This is a genomic window from Pseudoxanthomonas sp. 68-E7 (genome assembly GCF_057773145.1).
Map to the genome: position 1 here is coordinate 1 of NZ_JBYMTI010000009.1, position 16,121 is coordinate 16,121.

A 16,121-nucleotide genomic window follows, 5' to 3' on the forward strand; every position below is an offset into this window, starting at 1 on the left:
TTCGGCGCTCGCCCCCTTTTGCAAAGGGGGCTACCAGCGTCGATGCCCCTCCTGATCCAGGGCCCCGCTTTTTCCTCCCCCTTTGAAAAAGGGGGACCGAGGGGGATTTGCTTTTCAGCACCAAGCGTAAATCCCCCGTCGCCTTCGGCGCTCGCCCCCTTTTGCAAAGGGGGCTACCAGCGTCGATGCCCCTCCTGATCCAGGGCCCCGCTTTTTCCTCCCCCTTTGAAAAAGGGGGACCGAGGGGGATTTGCTTTTCAGCACCAAGCGCAAATCCCCCGTCGCCTTCGGCGCCCGCCCCCTTTTGCAAAGGGGGCTACGAGCGTTCGGTGCCTTTCGTGATCCAGAGACCTGCTTCTTCCTCCCCCTTTGAAAAAGGGGGACCGAGGGGGATTTGCCTTTCCGCACCTTGGGCAAGCACGTTCAACAGTCCGAGACGGTTCAAACGGCCATCAGGAGGCAAGCCCGCGACAACGCCCGGGACGCGTGATCACGCGCTCACCACTTGTAGCCGATGCGTCCGTACACATAGGCGCCATTGAAGCCGCCCGGCGACTGGCTGCTGTAGGGGAACTGGCCGCTGTTGGAGTTCGGGAAGATGGTGCGGTCCGGGTATTCGTCCAGCAGGTTGTCCGCGCCCAGCGTGAAGGTCCAGCCATCCAGGCGGTAGCTGGCCGACGCATCCACGGTCCAGGTCGCGCCGTACTTCTGGTCGTTGACCGGATTGCCGGTTTCGCTGACCCGGGTGGTGAACTCGCCATAGCGGGTGGTGCCCAGGGCGAAATCCCACGACGCCAGGTTCCACACCGCGTTGAGGGTGAACTTGTCGCGCGGATAGCCTTCCTCGATGCGGCCCTGTTCATCGCGACCCACGCGCCACAGGTTGGCGCCCAGCGCGGTCAATTCCGGTGGGTTCGGGGCGATGCGGGTGATCTCGGTCTTGTTGTGGTTGTAGCCGGCGGTGAGGTTCAAGGTGCTGGCGGTCAATGGAATCGAGTAGGTGCCGACCACGTCGATGCCGCGGGTGCGGGTGTCGATGGCGTTGTTGAAGTAGCGCGCGCTGGTCACCCCGTTGATGCCCAGGCTGGCCAGCAGCGCCTGCGCGGCGGCGTTGTCGCCCAACAGCAGGTTGGACGACAGCACGATGCGGTCGTCGATGTCGATCTGGTACGCATCGATGGTCACGTACAGACGGTCGACCGGTTGCAGCACCAGGCCCAGGCTGTAGGACAGCGAGGTTTCCGCCTTCAGCGCCTCGGCGCCCAGCGCCTGCGCGACCGCGCTGGTGGCCGGGAAGGTGCCGGACTCGAAGAAGCGATCCACGCTCGCGTTGTACTGCGAGGTCACCACCTGGTAGTACTGCTGGGCCAGCGCCGGGGCGCGGAAGCCGCTGGCGACGGTGGCGCGCAGCGCGACCTTGTCGGTGAAGGCGTAGCGGGCCGACAGCTTGCCGGAAGTTTCGCTGCCGAAATCCGAATAGTCCTCGTAGCGGGCGGCGATGCCGGCGGAGAACCTGTCGCTGAAATCCGCTTCCAGGCCGACGTAGGCGGCATAGCTGTGGCGATCCTCGTGCACGGCGTTGGCGGGCGTGAAGCCGCCGAAGCCCTGGGCGCCGCCGTTGGCGTAGGAGTTCGGATTGCCCGGCGACTGGTTCCATTTCTCGCTGCGGTACTCGGCGCCGAACGACAGCGTCGCCGGATAGGCCAGGCCCCAGTCCAGGGTCTTGGTGAAGTCGGCGTTGAACAGGTTCTGGGTGTACTCCAGCGCGCCGTCGTAGAAGCGGTGCGGGCTGTTCACGCCGAGGCTGTAGTTGATGCTGTTCCGGGTGTAGAAGAACAGTTTGTTGTAGCCGTAGTTGTAGCTCACATCCCAGGTCCAGCCGCTGTCGGTGCCGCCCTTGAGGCCGGCGACCAGCGAACGGTCCTTGGAGACCTGGTTGATCTCGGGCACATAGCCGTTCGGATAGACCTGCGGCACCAGCGCGTTGTGGCCCGGCGAGCGGTAGAACGCGAACGAGGTGATGTCGCGGTTGCTCAGGATCGTCGTCGCGTAGGCACTGAGGTTGTCGCTGAACTGGAAGCCGGCGTTGGCCGACACGGCCTCGGCTTCCACTTCCGGATCGCCGTAGACGTAGGCGACCTCGCCGATGTCCGGATTGTTGCCGACGTTGGGGGAGGTACCGCGATAGGGGCCGGCGCGATCGGTCTCGTCCTGGCGGGTCACCTGCCCGGCGACATGCACGAAGCCGCGGCCATCGCCGAAGCCGACGCCGGCATCGCCGGCCAACTGGTACTGGCGGCCGTCGCCGGCCGAGTACTGGCCCACGTCCAGGACCAGGCTGCCGCCTTTCTCCGAGCCCTTGAGCACGATGTTGACCACGCCGGCGATGGCGTCGGAGCCGTACTGGGCCGAGGCGCCGTCGCGCAGCACTTCCACGCGCGCGATCGACGACACCGGGATGGCGTTGAGATCCACCGCCGAAGAGCCGCGGCCGATGGTGCCGTTGACGTTGACCAGGGCGGACAGGTGGCGGCGCTTGCCGTTGACCAGGATCAGCACCTGGTCCGGGGACAGCCCGCGCAGCTGCGCCGGGCGCACGCCGCTGGTGCCGTCAGTGATGGCCGGGCGTGGGAAATTCAGCGAGGGCAGGGCGCGCGCCAGCGCGGTCGCCAGCTCGGTGGTGCCGGTGGCCTGCAGCGCCTCGGGGGTGAGGATGTCGATGGGCGACTGGGATTCGGCCGCCGTGCGGTCGGCGACACGCGTACCGGTGACAATAAGGGTGTCCAGGGTCTGCGGCTTCTGTTCGCTCTGGGCGAAGGCGGGGGCGGAGGCGAGGGCCAGGACGATGGCGGCGGACAACGGAGAAAGCGTGCGGATCATGGGTACTCCAGTGCTCGGAACGGGATGTAACGGCCGTGATGCAGCGGTCGCTGGCGGGGCAGCGGCGGCACGCCCGGAGGCATGCTGCACCACAACATAACGTCAATTATTCGTTAACGAGTAGAATCGCGTCGCAGAACTTCTGCTTATGTGCTTATGCCCGTCGGTGCGATCCGAAGGTCGTGATAACCGCTGGCGGCACCTGCGTCAATGAATTTTTAACAAATGTGAGACCCGGCACCGCTCCTTAGGGAAGCCTGCCCGGTTTCCGGCAACGGACTTTTTCATCGTGATTTCCCTGCGTAATTTCGCTCTCCGGCGCGGCGAGCGCCTGCTCCTGTCCAATGTCGATCTGGCCCTGCACGCGGGCTACCGCGTCGGCGTGGTCGGCCGCAACGGCACCGGCAAGTCCAGCCTGTTCGCGGCCATCCGCGGCGAACTGGAAGCCGACAAGGGCGATGTCGATCTGCCCGGCAAGGTGCGCATCGCCAGCGTGGCCCAGGAAACCCCGTCGCTGCCGGATCCCGCCATCGACTTCGTGCTGGGCGGCGATACCGAGGTCGCCGCCGCGCTGAAGGCCGAAGCCGACGCGCTGGCCGCGGAGGACTGGGAAGCGGTGGCCGCCGCGCATATCCGGCTGGAGGAAGTCGGTGGTTACGACGCCACCGCCCGCGCGGGCAAGCTGCTGCATGGCCTGGGCTTTCCCGCCGATACCCACCAGCGTGCGGTGTCCGCGTTCTCCGGCGGCTGGCGGGTGCGCCTGAACCTGGCGCGCGCGCTGATGATGCCCAGCGACCTGCTGCTGCTGGACGAACCCACCAACCACCTGGATCTGGACGCAGTGCTGTGGCTGGAGCAGTGGCTGCTGAAGTATCCGGGCACGCTGCTGCTGATCTCACACGATCGCGAATTCCTCGACAACGTCGCCACCCATACCCTGCACCTGCATGGCGGCGGCGCGAAGCTGTACACCGGCGGCTACACCGATTTCGAGCGCCAGCGCGCCGAACAACTGCGCCAGCAGCAGATCGCGTTCGAGAAGGAACAGGCCGAACGCGCGCACCTGCAATCGTTCATCGATCGCTTCAAGGCCAAGGCCAGCAAGGCGCGCCAGGCGCAGAGCCGGATGAAGCGGCTGGCCAAGCTGGCCGGCACCGAGGCGGTGCGGATGGAACGCGAGTTCCGCATCGAATTCGCCCAGCCCAACCGCCTGCCGCATTCGCTGATCCGCATCAACCATGGCGAAGCCGGTTATCCGCTCCCCCCGCTTGCGGGGGAAGGTGCTCGCAGGGCGGATGGGGGCAAGACTCCGGAGAGCGGCCCCCACCCCAACCCTCCCCCGCGGGCGGGGGGGGGAGCGATGCCGCCTGCGGGGAGCGGCGCGACGATCATCCTGCATGACGTGGGCTTCGGTCTCGAGGCGGGCGATCGCATCGGCCTGCTCGGCCCCAACGGCGCCGGCAAGTCGACCCTGGTGAAGACCCTGGTGGGCGAGCTGCCGCTGGTGGCCGGCGAGCGCAGCGCGCATCCGGATCTGCGCATCGGCTACTTCGCCCAGCACACGGTGGAATCGCTGCACGAGGGCCAGTCGCCGATCGATCACTTCCGCGAACTGTCGCCCGACGCATCGACCCAGTCGTTCCGCGATTTCCTCGGCAAATGGAATTTCCCCGGCGATCGCGCGTTCGAGTCGGTGGACGGATTCTCCGGTGGCGAGCGCGCGCGCCTGGCGCTGGCGCTGATCGCCTGGCAGCAGCCCAACGTGCTGCTGCTCGACGAGCCGACCAACCACCTGGATCTGGAAATGCGCGAGGCGCTGGCCGAGGCGCTCAGCGATTTCGACGGCGCCATCGTGATGGTCTCGCATGACCGCCATCTGATCGGCCTGGTCTGCGACACCTTCTGGCGGGTGGCCGACGGCCAGGTGGAACCCTTCGCCGGCGATCTGGACGAATACGCGGCCTGGCTGCGCACGCGTCCGGCCGCGCAGGGCACCAAGACGCGCATGGCCGAAGCCGCGCCCACGCCGCCGCCCAAGCCGGCGCCGGCGCGCAAGCCGCCGAATCCGCACAAGCTGGCCCAGGCCGAAGCGCGCATGACCGAACTCGAAGAGCAACTGGCGGCGGTCGATGCGGAAATGGCGGATCCGCGCAGCTATGCCGACACCGCGCGCGCGGCCGAACTGGGACAGCAACGGACCCGCCTGCAACAGGAACTGGAACAGGCCGAGCAGGCCTGGTCGGCGTTGTACGAAGCGGGTTGATCGGGCGGGGGATCAAGTGCTCCGTCAGCCCACCCCGCCTTCCGCTTCCAGCCATCCGCGTAACCGCGTCGCCGCTTCGGACTCGCGTCGCGAACGCAGCCGGGTCAGCCAGTAGCGGCCGAGATCCAGCGTCTGCGCGAAGGGTTGCAGCAGGCGGCCGGCCGCGAGTTCGTGTTCGAACATCGCCAGCGGCAGCAACGCCACGCCCGCGCCGCGCGAGACCGCGCCGGCGAGGGTGAGTGACGAGTCGAACTGCGGCCCGCGCGCCTGCAGGCCGGTGAGGCCGGCCGCGGCCAGCCAGCGCGGCCATTCGTCGGCGCGGAACGAACGCAGCAGCGGCACGTGGGCGAGATCGCGCGGTTGCCGCAACGCCTCGGCCAGCGCGGGCGCGCACACCGGCGCGAACGGGGTCGCCCACAGCGGGGTGCAGACTTCGCCCGGCCAATCGCCATCGCCAAAGCGGATCGCCATGTCCAGGCCCTCGCCGGCCAGATCGGCGCGATTGTTGTGGGTGGACACGCGCAGTTCGATGTCCGGGTGGGTGGCCGCGAACGCCGGCAGCCGCGGCAGCAGCCAGCCGATGGCGAAGGTGCCGACCACGCCGACCGTCAGCACCTCGCGGGCATCGCCGCCGGCCAGCCGGTCCAGGCTCAGGCCGATGCGGTCGAACGCCTCGCTCAGCACCGGCAGCAGCGCCGCGCCTTCGTCGGTCAACGCCACCCCGCGGGGCAGGCGCTGGAACAGGACGGTGCCCAGCCGCTCCTCCAGCGCCTTGATCTGATGGCTCAGCGCGGCCTGGCTGACGCACAGCTCATCGGCCGCGCGGGTCAGGTTCTGGTGGCGCGCCGCGGCCTCGAAGGCGCGCAGCGCGTTGAGCGGCAATTGGGGCCTGAGCATGAGGCGTCATGAGGCTGGCTAATGGATGGCATTGAATAACCTCGCTGGCGGCCCCCGGTCAACGCGGGAACAATCAGGTTTTCTCACAGGAAGCCACCTGATGATTGCCCGCCGCCAGTTCCTGCGGATGACCGCCTCCGCCTTCGCCGTCCTGCCTGCCGCGTGCGTGCTCGCCGGCGAGGAGACCATCGGCAGCGCCGACGCCGGTTTCGCCGAGACCCTCGGGGCGCTGGAGCGTGGCAGCGGCGGGCGCCTCGGGGTGTGCCTGGTCGACACCGCCAATGGGCGGCAGTGGGGGCGCTGCATGGGCGAGCGCTTCCCGATGTGCAGTACGTTCAAGTTTCCGCTGGCGGCGGCGGTGTTGCGGCGGGTCGAGCACGGTGGGTTGACCCTGGACCGGCGCGTGCCGATCCGCCGCGAGGACATGATTCCGCACGCGCCGGTGACCGAAAAGCACGTCGGCGGCCACCTGAGCGTGGAGGAGCTGTGCCAGGCGACGATGATCTGGAGCGACAACCCGGCCGCCAACCTGCTGCTGCCGCTGGTGGGAGGCCCCGCCGGCGTCACCGCGTTCCTGCGCGCCAGCGGTGACGCGGTGACCCGCAACGACCGCGACGAACCGGACGTCAACCGCTTCCATCCCGATGATCCGCGCGACACCACCACCCCCGAAGCGATGGCCGGGACCTTGCGCCGGCTGCTCCTGGGCGAGGTGCTTGGCACCGACTCCCGCCAGCGCCTGGCCGGTTGGCTGGTCGACAACCGCACCGGTGACCGTCGCCTGCGCGCCGGGCTGCCGGCCGGCTGGAAGGTCGGCGACAAGACCGGCAGCAACGGGCAGGACACCACCAATGACATCGCCATCGTCTGGCCGGATCGCGGGCGGGCGCCGTGGCTGTTGACCAGCTATCTGCAGGGCGCGAAGGTCGACGCGGACGCCCGCGATCAGGTGCTGCGGCAGGTCGGGGCGGCGGCGGCGCGGTTCATCGCCTGAGGACGAGGCCGGTCCCCGACCGTTGAATCCCCGGCGCCAGGCCCCAGAATAGGGGCCTGCGTTTCCCTCATTGCGTTTCCGTCATGCCGATCTATGCCTTCGAGTGCGCCGAATGCGGCCACGCCTTTGACCGACTGCAGAAGCTGTCCGACCCGGATCCCGATGCTTGCCCGTCCTGCGGACGGCCGGCGGTCAAGCGCCAGCTGACCGCACCCGCCTTCCGCCTGGCCGGCGGTGGCTGGTACGAGACGGATTTCAAGAAGGATGGCGACAAGAAGCGCAACCTGGCCGAGGGCGGCGGCTCCGGCGGGACCGGCGCTTCATCCTCCGCAGACAGCGCGACGCCCGCCAAGACCGAAGCCAAGCCGGCGAGCCCGTCTTCCGCTAGCTGAGCCCGACCGGGGGCGGAACCTTCCCGCCCCTGGCCTGGAACCGCTCGCCTAGCGCGCGCCGAAGCGCGCGTTGCAGCCGCCGCGTACCCAGATTTCCTGGCGATTGGCGTCATAGCCCCAGCCGCGTCCTTCCGCGCCGCAGATCCGCTGTGAATATTCCTGCTGCAGGCGCGGGCGCCCTTGGCGGCCATCCCAGCGGCACCAGTTGAGCCGCGGATCTCCCGGCTTGCTGGCGCACTGCACGCCATAACCGGGATTGCCACCGCCCCAGTCGCCGCCGCTGCCGCCGGCCACGCCGAAACGCGCGCGGCAACCATGGTTCACCCAGATGGCGTTGCGCTGGTGGCCCCAGTTGCCGCCCTCCTGGCAGCGGGCCTTGGAGAGGTTCTGCACCACCACCGGACGGCCGCGGCGATCGTCCCAGGCGCAGGTGCGGTAGCGGGCGTCCTCGCTGGAACACGTCACCGTGTAGCCGGCATTGCCGCCGCCGTTGCCCCAGCCCTGCGTGGTTTCCGTGAACTCGCCCCGGCAGCCGTTGCGGACCCGGATCACCCCGGGCTGCTGCTGCCAGGACTGGCCCTCGACGCAGGCGCCGCTGGACAGTTGGCGGGACAGCCGGGCGCGGTTGGCGAAACCGGTCTGGCAGGTGCGCTCGCGCTGGTCCTGGCTCTCGCAGCGCACGGTGCGCCCCGGCGCCGGATCCGGATTCCAGCCACCGCCGCCGCCGCCCAGCGAGGTGGCGATGTCCTGCTTGATGCGGCTGAAGGGCCAGCCCGACAGGCGCACCTGGTCCAGGTAGAAACGCAGCTGGTCGTCCGGGATGCGGCGACCGCGTGATTGCTCGCTGTACTCCAGGCCGATGACCCGGGTCTGCTCGGCCACGGTCAGGGTCCGCAGGTTTTCCGGGGCGTAGGCCCGGGTCTGAGCCTGGGCCAGGGCAAGGCTGGCCGGCAAGGCCAGAAAGAGTGCGCACAGCAACTTCATCACGGCCTTGTTCATGGTGGTCTCCCGTCGGGAGCGGCAAGCTTAATCCTCCCGGGGGAGGGCTTGGGAAGGCCCCGGCGGCGGGGTGGGGGAAGCCCGTACGGGTTAGACTATGCGGCTTTCCGGCACTCGCCGGATGCAACTCGCGGAGCCCCCATGCGTACCCATTATTGCGGCCTCATCAACGAGGCCATGATCGGCCAGACCGTCACCCTGTGCGGCTGGACCGACGTTGCCCGCAACCTCGGTGGCGTGTGCTTCATCGACCTGCGCGACCACGAAGGCATCGTGCAGGTGACGGTGGAGCCGGACAACGCCGACGTGTTCGCCGTGGCCGCGGATCTGGGCTACGAGGACGTGCTGCAGGTGGAAGGCGTGGTGCGCGCGCGCCACAGCGTCAACGAGAAGATTCCGACCGGCAAGGTGGAGATCGTCGCCACCCGCATCAGCGTGCTCAACAAGGCGCAACCGCTGCCGTTCCATGCCCATGAGAACGCCGGCGAGGACACCCGCCTGAAGTACCGTTACCTGGATCTGCGTCGTCCGGAGATGCAGCGCATGCAGCGCACCCGCATCCGGCTGGTGCAGGCGCTGCGTCGCTGGCTGGATGCGCGCGGTTTCCAGGACATCGAAACCCCGATCCTGACCAAGGCCACGCCGGAAGGCGCGCGCGACTTCCTGGTGCCGGCGCGCCTGCATCCGGGCGAGTTCTACGCGCTGCCGCAGTCGCCGCAGCTGTTCAAGCAGATCCTGATGGTCGCCGGCTTCGACCGCTATTACCAGATCGCGCGCTGCTTCCGCGACGAGGCGCTGCGCGCCGACCGCCAGCTGGAATTCACCCAGCTGGACATGGAGTTCGCCTTCGTTCGCGAGCGCGACGTGCAGGACACCGTGGAAGGCATGATCCGCGACATCTTCAAGGAAGTGATGTCCGTCGATCTGGCCGATCCCTTCCCGCGCATGACCTGGGCCGAGGCGATGCGCCGCTACGGCTCGGACAAGCCGGACCTGCGCATCGATCTGGAACTGGTCGACGTCGCCGGGCTGGTCAAGGGCAGCGAGTTCGCCGTGTTCTCGGCCGCCGCCGCCGATCCGGACGGCCGCGTCGCCGCGCTGCGCATCCCCGGTGGCGCCAGCCTGTCGCGCAAGCAAATCGACGAGTACGCCGCGCATGCCGCCAAGTACGGCGCCAAGGGCCTGGCCTACATCAAGATCGCCGACAACGGCGAAGTCAGTTCGCCGATCCAGAAGTTCTTCGGCGAGGACGCTTTCGCGGCACTGGTCGCGCACGTCGGCGCCGGCCACGGCGACATCGTGTTCTTCGGCGCCGGTGGCTACAACAAGGTGTCCGACTTCATGGGCGCGCTGCGGCTGAAGGCCGGCCGGGACTTCGGCCGCGTCGCCGAGGGCTGGCGTCCGCTGTGGGTCACCGACTTCCCGATGTTCGAATGGGACGAGGAGGCGCAGCGCTATGTCGCCCTGCACCATCCGTTCACCGCACCGGCCGTGGACGACATCGCCGACCTGCGCGCCAACGCCAAGACCGCGGTGTCGCGTGGCTATGACATGGTGCTCAACGGCAACGAGATCGGCGGCGGTTCGATCCGCATCCATCGTCCGGACATGCAGAGCGCGGTGTTCGAGCTGCTGGGCATAGGTGCGGAGGAGGCGGAGGCCAAGTTCGGCTTCCTGCTGGACGCGCTGAAGTTCGGCGCGCCGCCGCACGGCGGCATCGCCTTCGGCATCGATCGCATCGCCGCGCTGATGGCGGGCACCGAATCGATCCGCGACGTGATTCCGTTCCCCAAGACCACCACCGCGCAGTGCCTGATGACCGGCGCGCCGTCGCCGATTCCCGACGAGCAACTGGCCGAACTGCACATCCAGGTGCGGCCGGTCGCGCCCAAGGCGCAGTGATCCGCCGCCCGGCTCCGCGTTCCGGGGCCGGGGGCTGCGCATCCTTTTTTAAATCGTCCGGCGGCAATCGCCGCCGGATTCCCCGCCAGGGGTTTTTCTTTCTTACGGAGTATTGGCATGACCGAGTTTGCGTTCGCGCTGCAGTGGGAAAAGCTGGGCAATGAAGGAACCGACGCCGGCCTGATGACCGAGCGCGCGCGCGTGTTCGGTGGCTGGGTGGTGCGGATCGGCACCTCGCCCGCCGCGATGGCGCTGACCTTCGTGCCGGACGGCGAAGGGCGCTGGGACGGCGAGGACTTCGGCGAGGACGACTACGAGTACGAAGACGAGGAAGAGGGCGAAGAGGACGAGGACGCCGACGAGGAAGAGGCGGACGAGGACGACGAGGAAGAGTGAGCGTGCACATCCGCCGCGCCACGCCGGCCGATGCCGAGGTGCTTTCGGACCTGGCCGCGCGCACGTTCACCGAAACCTTCGGCCATCTGTATCCGGCCGGGGATCTGCAGGCGTTCCTCGCGGACGCCTACGCGGTGGACAAGCAACGCATCATCCTGGCCCACCCCGACTATGCGGTGTGGCTGCTGGAAGCCGATGGCGTGGCCGTGGGCCATGCCGCGGCCGGCCCCTGCGGGCTGCCGCATCCGCAGGTCGCCGCCGGCGACGGCGAACTGAAGCGGCTGTACGTGCTGGCCAGCCACCAGAACGGCGGCTGGGGCGCGCGCCTGTGCGACACCGCGCTGGCCTGGCTGGAACGCGACGGCCCGCGCACGCTGTGGATTGGGGTGTGGTCGCAGAACTTCGGCGCCCAGCGCTTCTATGGCCGTTATGGCTTCGAGAAGGTGGGCGACTACGAGTTCCCGGTCGGTCGCGTGCGCGATCACGAATTCATCCTGCGGCGCGGTGCCGCGCGCTGAACCGCGGATACGCCAGTCCCGCGGGTTGGATTGCCGCGCCCGATTCGGCCAGACTGGGGCCATGGCGCCTTCCCCTCCACTCCGCCCCCGCGTCCTCATCCTGCATGGCATCTGGAACGCCCGTTCCTGGGTGGCCCCGCTGGCCTGGCGGCTGCGCGCGGAGGGATTCGATGCCGAAGTGTTCGGCTATGACAGCGTGTTCGGTGGCCCCGAGGCCGCGATTCCGCGATTGATGGCCCACCTGCGCGCCGGCGGCGGACCGACCAGCCTGGTCGGACACAGCCTGGGCGGCATCGTGGCCCTGGAAACCCTGAGACAGGCGCCGGAACTGCCGGTGGCGCGGGTCGTCTGCCTGGGATCGCCGCTGCGCGGCAGCCTCACCGCGCGGAATCTCGCCAGTCATCCGTGGAGCGTGCATGCGCTCGGCCGCAGCGGCCCCCTTCTGCTGTCCGGCTGCGCGCCCTGGGAAGGAACGGCGCAGGTGGGCGTGGTCGCCGGCAATGTCGCGCGCGGATTCGGCCGCCTGCTGGCGAGGTTCGAGGGGGATTCCGACGGCACCGTGTCGGTGGAGGAAACCCGGTTGCCGGGGTTGAGCGATCACTGCATCGTCGCCGCCAGCCACACCGGACTGGTGTTCTCCGCCGAAGCCGCCCATCAGGCGGCCTGTTTCCTGCGGCATGGCCGCTTCACCCATCCGCAAGCGCGTGAAACCGGCGCCGCCGACGCTCCCGGAACAAGCCGTGGAACCCGGACGGGTAACGGCCGGGCCGGCACGATGGAGTAGAATCGCGGCCCCGTCAGCAGCCTTGTTCCGGAAGACCCATGGGTAGAGGACCCTCGATCGAAGCCCGCAAGAACGCCAGCGACGCCAAGCGCGGCAAGATCTTCACCAAGATCATCCGTGAAATCGGCGTGGCCGCGAGGGCGGGCGGGGGCGATCCCAACAACAATCCGCGCCTGCGCGTGGCGATGGACAAGGGCCTGGCCGCCAACATGTCCAAGGACGTGATCGAGCGCGCGGTCAAGAAAGCCACCGGTGAACTGGAAGGCGTGGTCTACGAGGAAGTGCGCTACGAGGGCTACGCGCCCGGCGGCGTCGCGGTGATCGTCGACTGCCTGACCGACAACCGCGTGCGCACCGTGGCCGATGTCCGCCATGCGTTCAGCAAATGCGGCGGCAACATGGGAACCGAAGGCTCGGTCGCGTTCATGTTCAAGCGCCTGGGCGTGCTCAGCTACGCGCCCGGCGCGGACGAGGAGAAGATCACCGAGGCGGCCATCGACGCCGGCGCGGACGACGTGGTGGTGTATGCCGATGACGGCTCCATCGATGTCATCACCGCACCGGACAGTTTCCAAGCGGTCAAGGACGCCATGGACGCGGCCGGTCTTTCCGCCGACCAGGCCGAAGTGACCTTCCGCGCCGACAACGACATCGCCGTGCAGGGCGACACCGCCAGGCAGGTCGTCAAACTGCTCGACATGCTCGAAGATCTGGACGACGTGCAGAACGTCTACTCCAACGCCGAGCTTGGCGCGGATGCATATGCGTGAGGACGGGATTGGGGATTCGGGATTGGGGATGATGTACTTCCCGATGCCGGCCCCATACCGTGCGCCATGCCTCCAATCCAGCATCCCCCATCCCGAATCCCGGCAAAGATGACCCGCATCCTCGGCATCGATCCGGGTTCGCAGCGCACCGGCGTCGGCATCATCGACGTGGACGGCGCCGGGCGGACGACGCATGTGCACCATGCGCCGTTGGTGCTGCTGGGCGCCGAGGATTTTCCGCAGCGGCTCAAGTGCCTGCTGACCGGCCTGGCCGAAATCATAGAGACCTGGCGGCCGGACGAGGTCGCCATCGAGAAGGTCTTCATGGCCCGCAACCCCGATTCGGCGCTCAAGCTGGGCCAGGCGCGCGGCGCGGCGATCTGTGCGGTGGTGCTGCGTGATCTGCCGGTGCACGAATACGCCGCCAAGGAAGTGAAGCTGGCCGTGGTCGGCAAGGGCAGCGCGGAAAAGCACCAGATCCAGCACATGGTCGGGATCATGCTCGGCCTGCACGGCAAGCTGCAGGCCGACGCCGCCGACGCGCTGGCCGTGGCCATCACCCATGCGCACGTGCGCGCCACCGCCAACCGCCTGGGCGTCAACGCCCGCCAGGCGTGGAGTCGCAAATGATGTCCGGGATTCGGGATTGGGGATTGGAGATTCGCAACGGCGCGACGCGGCGGAAGGCCGCATGTCGCCAATCCCCAATCCCCAATCCCCAATCCCGTACCCGGAGGGCCAAATGATCGGACGACTGCGCGGCATCCTTTCGCACAAGCAGCCCCCGTGGCTGATCATCGACGTGGGTGGAGTGGGCTATGAACTGGAGGCGCCGATGAGCACCTTCTACGACCTGCCCGACATCGGCCGGGAGGTCACCCTGTTCACCCACTACGCGCAGAAGGAAGACAGCGTCTCGCTGTATGGCTTCCTGCGCGAGGGCGAGCGCCGCCTGTTCCGCGACGTGCAGAAAGTCAGCGGCATTGGCGCCAAGATCGCGCTGGCCGTGCTGTCCGGGGTCAGCGTCGACGAGTTCGCGCGACTGGTGCAGGCCAGCGACGTGACCGCGCTGACCCGCATCCCCGGCATCGGCAAGAAGACCGCCGAGCGCATCGTGGTGGAACTGCGGGATCGCGCCGCCGATCTGGGCGGCGGCGGCGGCATGAGCGCCAGCCTGCCGGTGGATCCGCAATCCGAGGCCACCATCGCCTTGCAACAGCTCGGCTACAAGCCGGCCGAGGCCGCCCGCATGGCCCGCGATGCGACCGGCAGCGGCGACGACGCGGCCACCATCATCCGCAAGGCACTGCAGTCGGCCCTGCGCTGAACTGTTTAGAGCCTTTCCTCACTTCACGCGCGCTAGCCTGTATCCCGCCATGTCCGCATCCGCTTCCTCCCCTTCGGCCGCTTCGTCCTCAGGCGGCCACGGCCACGGCCATTCGCACGGCACGCCGCAGGGCCTGCCCGGCCTGGTCATCGCCGCCGCCGGCGTGGTGTTCGGCGACATCGGCACCAGCCCGCTGTACACGCTGAAGGAAGCGTTCTCCGAACATTTCCACCTGCAGGCCAACCACGACACCGTGCTGGGCATCCTGTCGCTGGTGTTCTGGGCGATGATGATCGTGGTGACGGTGAAGTACGTCTCCATCATCATGCGCGCCGACAACGAGGGCGAGGGCGGCATCATGGCGCTGATGGCGCTGACCCAGCGCACCCTCAAGAAGGGCTCGCGGACCGCCTACGTGGTCGGCATCCTCGGCATCTTCGGTGCCTCGCTGTTCTTCGGCGATGGCGTCATCACGCCCGCCATCACCGTGCTCGGCGCTGTCGAGGGCCTGGGCGTGGCGGCGCCCCGGCTGACCCACTTCATCGTGCCGATCACCATCGTCATCCTGCTATCGGTGTTCATGGTGCAGCGGTTCGGCACCCAGAAAGTCGGGCGGGTGTTCGGCCCGATCATGATGATCTGGTTCCTGTCCATCGGCGCCATCGGCATTGCCAACATCGTCGACGCGCCGGAGGTGCTGAAGGCGCTCAACCCGCTGTGGGGCGCGCGCTTCTTCGCCCAGCACGGCTGGCAGTCGGTCCTGATCCTGGGCGTGGTGGTGCTGGCGGTGACCGGCGGCGAGGCGCTGTATGCGGACATGGGCCATTTCGGCATCAAGCCGATCCGCTATGCCTGGTACATCCTGGTGCTGCCGTGCCTGTTCCTGAACTACCTGGGGCAGGGTGCGTTCGTGCTGGAACATCCGGCGGCGGTGGTGAATCCGTTCTACGAGGCGGTGCCGCGCTGGGCGCTGTACCCAATGATCGTGATGGCCACCCTGGCGGCGGTGATCGCCTCGCAGGCGGTCATCACCGGCGCGTTCTCGGTGGCGCGCCAGGCCATGCAACTGGGCTACATCCCGCGCATGCAGATCAAGCACACCTCGCACGACACCATCGGCCAGATCTACATCCCCGGGATCAACTGGATCCTGATGGTGGCGGTCCTGGCCGTGGTGGTGATGTTCCAGGATTCCACCCGCCTGGCCGCCGCCTACGGCATCTCGGTGTCGGCGACCATGCTGATCGACACCCTGCTGCTGGCGCTGGTCGCGCGCGCGCTGTGGCCGAAGGGCAGCGGCGTGGTCATCGCGCTGTGCGTGGTGTTCTTCGTGGTCGACGTGGGCTTCGTGTTCGCCAACGGCGCCAAGTTCTTCCAGGGGGCCTGGTTCCCGGTGGTGCTGGGCATCGTGGTGTTCACCCTGCTGCGCACCTGGCGCCGCGGCCGCGAACTGCTCAGCGCGGAAATCCGCAAGGAAGGCATCCAACTGGATACCTTCCTGCCCGGCCTGATGCTGGCGCCGCCGGTGCGGGTGCCGGGCACGGCGGTGTTCCTGACCGCGCAGACCGGCATGGTCCCGCATGCGCTGCTGCACAACCTCAAGCACAACAAGGTGCTGCACGAGCGCAACGTGTTCCTGACCGTGGAAACTTTGCCGGTGCCGTTCGCACCGATGGAAAAGCGCCTGAAGATCGAATCCATCGGCGACGAGTTCTACCGGGTGATCGTCAAGTTCGGCTTCATGGAGACGCCGGACGTGCCGCAGGCGCTGATGCGCTCCTGCGATCGCGGCGGCATCTATTTCGATCCGATGGAGACGACCTATTTCGCCAGCCGCGAGAGCATCGTCGCCACCGCCCACCGCGGCATGCCAGTCTGGCGCGACAAGCTGTTCGCGGTCATGCACCGCAACGCGGCGCCGGCGACCGGGTTCTTCCGCATTCCGGGCAACCGCCTGGTCGAACTGGGCGCGCAGGTGGAGATCTGAGCCGCGGCCGGC

General features: G+C 68.1%; 14 protein-coding genes. 11 read left to right on the forward strand and 3 right to left on the reverse strand.

From position 1 onward, the window contains the following. Positions 1 to 498 precede the first annotated feature (498 nt). Entirely contained in the window at positions 499 to 2,880 is a 2,382-nt protein-coding gene (locus AC3DE2_RS18840; protein WP_488427399.1) for a TonB-dependent receptor plug domain-containing protein, read from the reverse strand. Between the two features lie 289 nt (positions 2,881 to 3,169). Between AC3DE2_RS18840 and AC3DE2_RS18845 the strand changes: the two genes are divergently transcribed. Then, positions 3,170 to 5,143 carry an ABC-F family ATP-binding cassette domain-containing protein gene (locus tag AC3DE2_RS18845; RefSeq protein WP_488427400.1) on the forward strand — a complete coding sequence of 658 codons (1,974 nt, stop codon included), beginning with the start codon at positions 3,170 to 3,172 and terminating at the stop codon, positions 5,141 to 5,143. Between the two features lie 24 nt (positions 5,144 to 5,167). On the opposite strand, the gene AC3DE2_RS18850 is transcribed toward AC3DE2_RS18845, so the two are convergent. Next, entirely contained in the window at positions 5,168 to 6,040 is an 873-nt protein-coding gene (locus AC3DE2_RS18850; protein WP_488427401.1) for a LysR substrate-binding domain-containing protein, read from the reverse strand. Between the two features lie 100 nt (positions 6,041 to 6,140). Between AC3DE2_RS18850 and bla the strand changes: the two genes are divergently transcribed. After that, complete coding sequence (gene bla, locus AC3DE2_RS18855; RefSeq protein WP_488427402.1) at positions 6,141 to 7,034, forward strand: class A beta-lactamase; 894 nt, start codon at positions 6,141 to 6,143, stop codon at positions 7,032 to 7,034. A gap of 83 nt (positions 7,035 to 7,117) precedes the next feature. Then, positions 7,118 to 7,426: an FmdB family zinc ribbon protein gene (locus AC3DE2_RS18860; protein WP_295383250.1), complete on the forward strand. Its 309-nt coding sequence runs from the start codon at positions 7,118 to 7,120 to the stop codon at positions 7,424 to 7,426. 48 nt (positions 7,427 to 7,474) lie between these two features. Here the strand turns inward: AC3DE2_RS18860 and AC3DE2_RS18865 are convergent, their stop codons facing one another. Then, complete coding sequence (locus AC3DE2_RS18865) at positions 7,475 to 8,425, reverse strand: DUF3011 domain-containing protein (protein WP_488427403.1); 951 nt, start codon at positions 8,423 to 8,425, stop codon at positions 7,475 to 7,477. Between the two features lie 141 nt (positions 8,426 to 8,566). Here AC3DE2_RS18865 and aspS point away from each other — a divergent pair, with 141 nt between their 5' ends. The 8 genes from aspS to AC3DE2_RS18905 all read left to right on the forward strand — a co-directional run bounded on the left by aspS (position 8,567) and on the right by AC3DE2_RS18905 (position 16,109). Next, complete coding sequence (aspS, locus tag AC3DE2_RS18870) at positions 8,567 to 10,327, forward strand: aspartate--tRNA ligase (RefSeq protein WP_488427404.1); 1,761 nt, start codon at positions 8,567 to 8,569, stop codon at positions 10,325 to 10,327. A 117-nt stretch (positions 10,328 to 10,444) separates the two neighbouring features. Continuing rightward, on the forward strand, positions 10,445 to 10,723 hold the full coding sequence (locus tag AC3DE2_RS18875) for a DNA primase (RefSeq protein WP_488427405.1): 279 nt from the start codon (positions 10,445 to 10,447) through the stop codon (positions 10,721 to 10,723). A gap of 2 nt (positions 10,724 to 10,725) precedes the next feature. Continuing rightward, a complete protein-coding gene (locus tag AC3DE2_RS18880; protein WP_488427484.1) occupies positions 10,726 to 11,241 on the forward strand; it encodes a GNAT family N-acetyltransferase in 516 nt (171 codons plus the stop codon). Between the two features lie 61 nt (positions 11,242 to 11,302). Next, positions 11,303 to 12,025 (forward strand): esterase/lipase family protein, encoded by a 723-nt coding sequence (locus AC3DE2_RS18885; RefSeq protein ID WP_295383244.1) that lies wholly within the window; start codon positions 11,303 to 11,305, stop codon positions 12,023 to 12,025. A gap of 38 nt (positions 12,026 to 12,063) precedes the next feature. After that, the gene (locus AC3DE2_RS18890; protein ID WP_295383242.1) at positions 12,064 to 12,795 is read left to right on the forward strand and encodes a YebC/PmpR family DNA-binding transcriptional regulator; all 732 of its coding nucleotides are present in this window, start codon (positions 12,064 to 12,066) and stop codon (positions 12,793 to 12,795) included. Between the two features lie 108 nt (positions 12,796 to 12,903). Then, positions 12,904 to 13,425: a crossover junction endodeoxyribonuclease RuvC gene (gene ruvC, locus AC3DE2_RS18895; protein ID WP_141455742.1), complete on the forward strand. Its 522-nt coding sequence runs from the start codon at positions 12,904 to 12,906 to the stop codon at positions 13,423 to 13,425. A gap of 112 nt (positions 13,426 to 13,537) precedes the next feature. Next, a complete protein-coding gene (gene ruvA, locus AC3DE2_RS18900; RefSeq protein WP_488427406.1) occupies positions 13,538 to 14,122 on the forward strand; it encodes a Holliday junction branch migration protein RuvA in 585 nt (194 codons plus the stop codon). Positions 14,123 to 14,171: 49 nt separating this feature from the next. After that, positions 14,172 to 16,109 (forward strand): potassium transporter Kup, encoded by a 1,938-nt coding sequence (locus tag AC3DE2_RS18905; RefSeq protein WP_488427407.1) that lies wholly within the window; start codon positions 14,172 to 14,174, stop codon positions 16,107 to 16,109. The last annotated feature ends 12 nt before the right edge of the window (positions 16,110 to 16,121 follow it).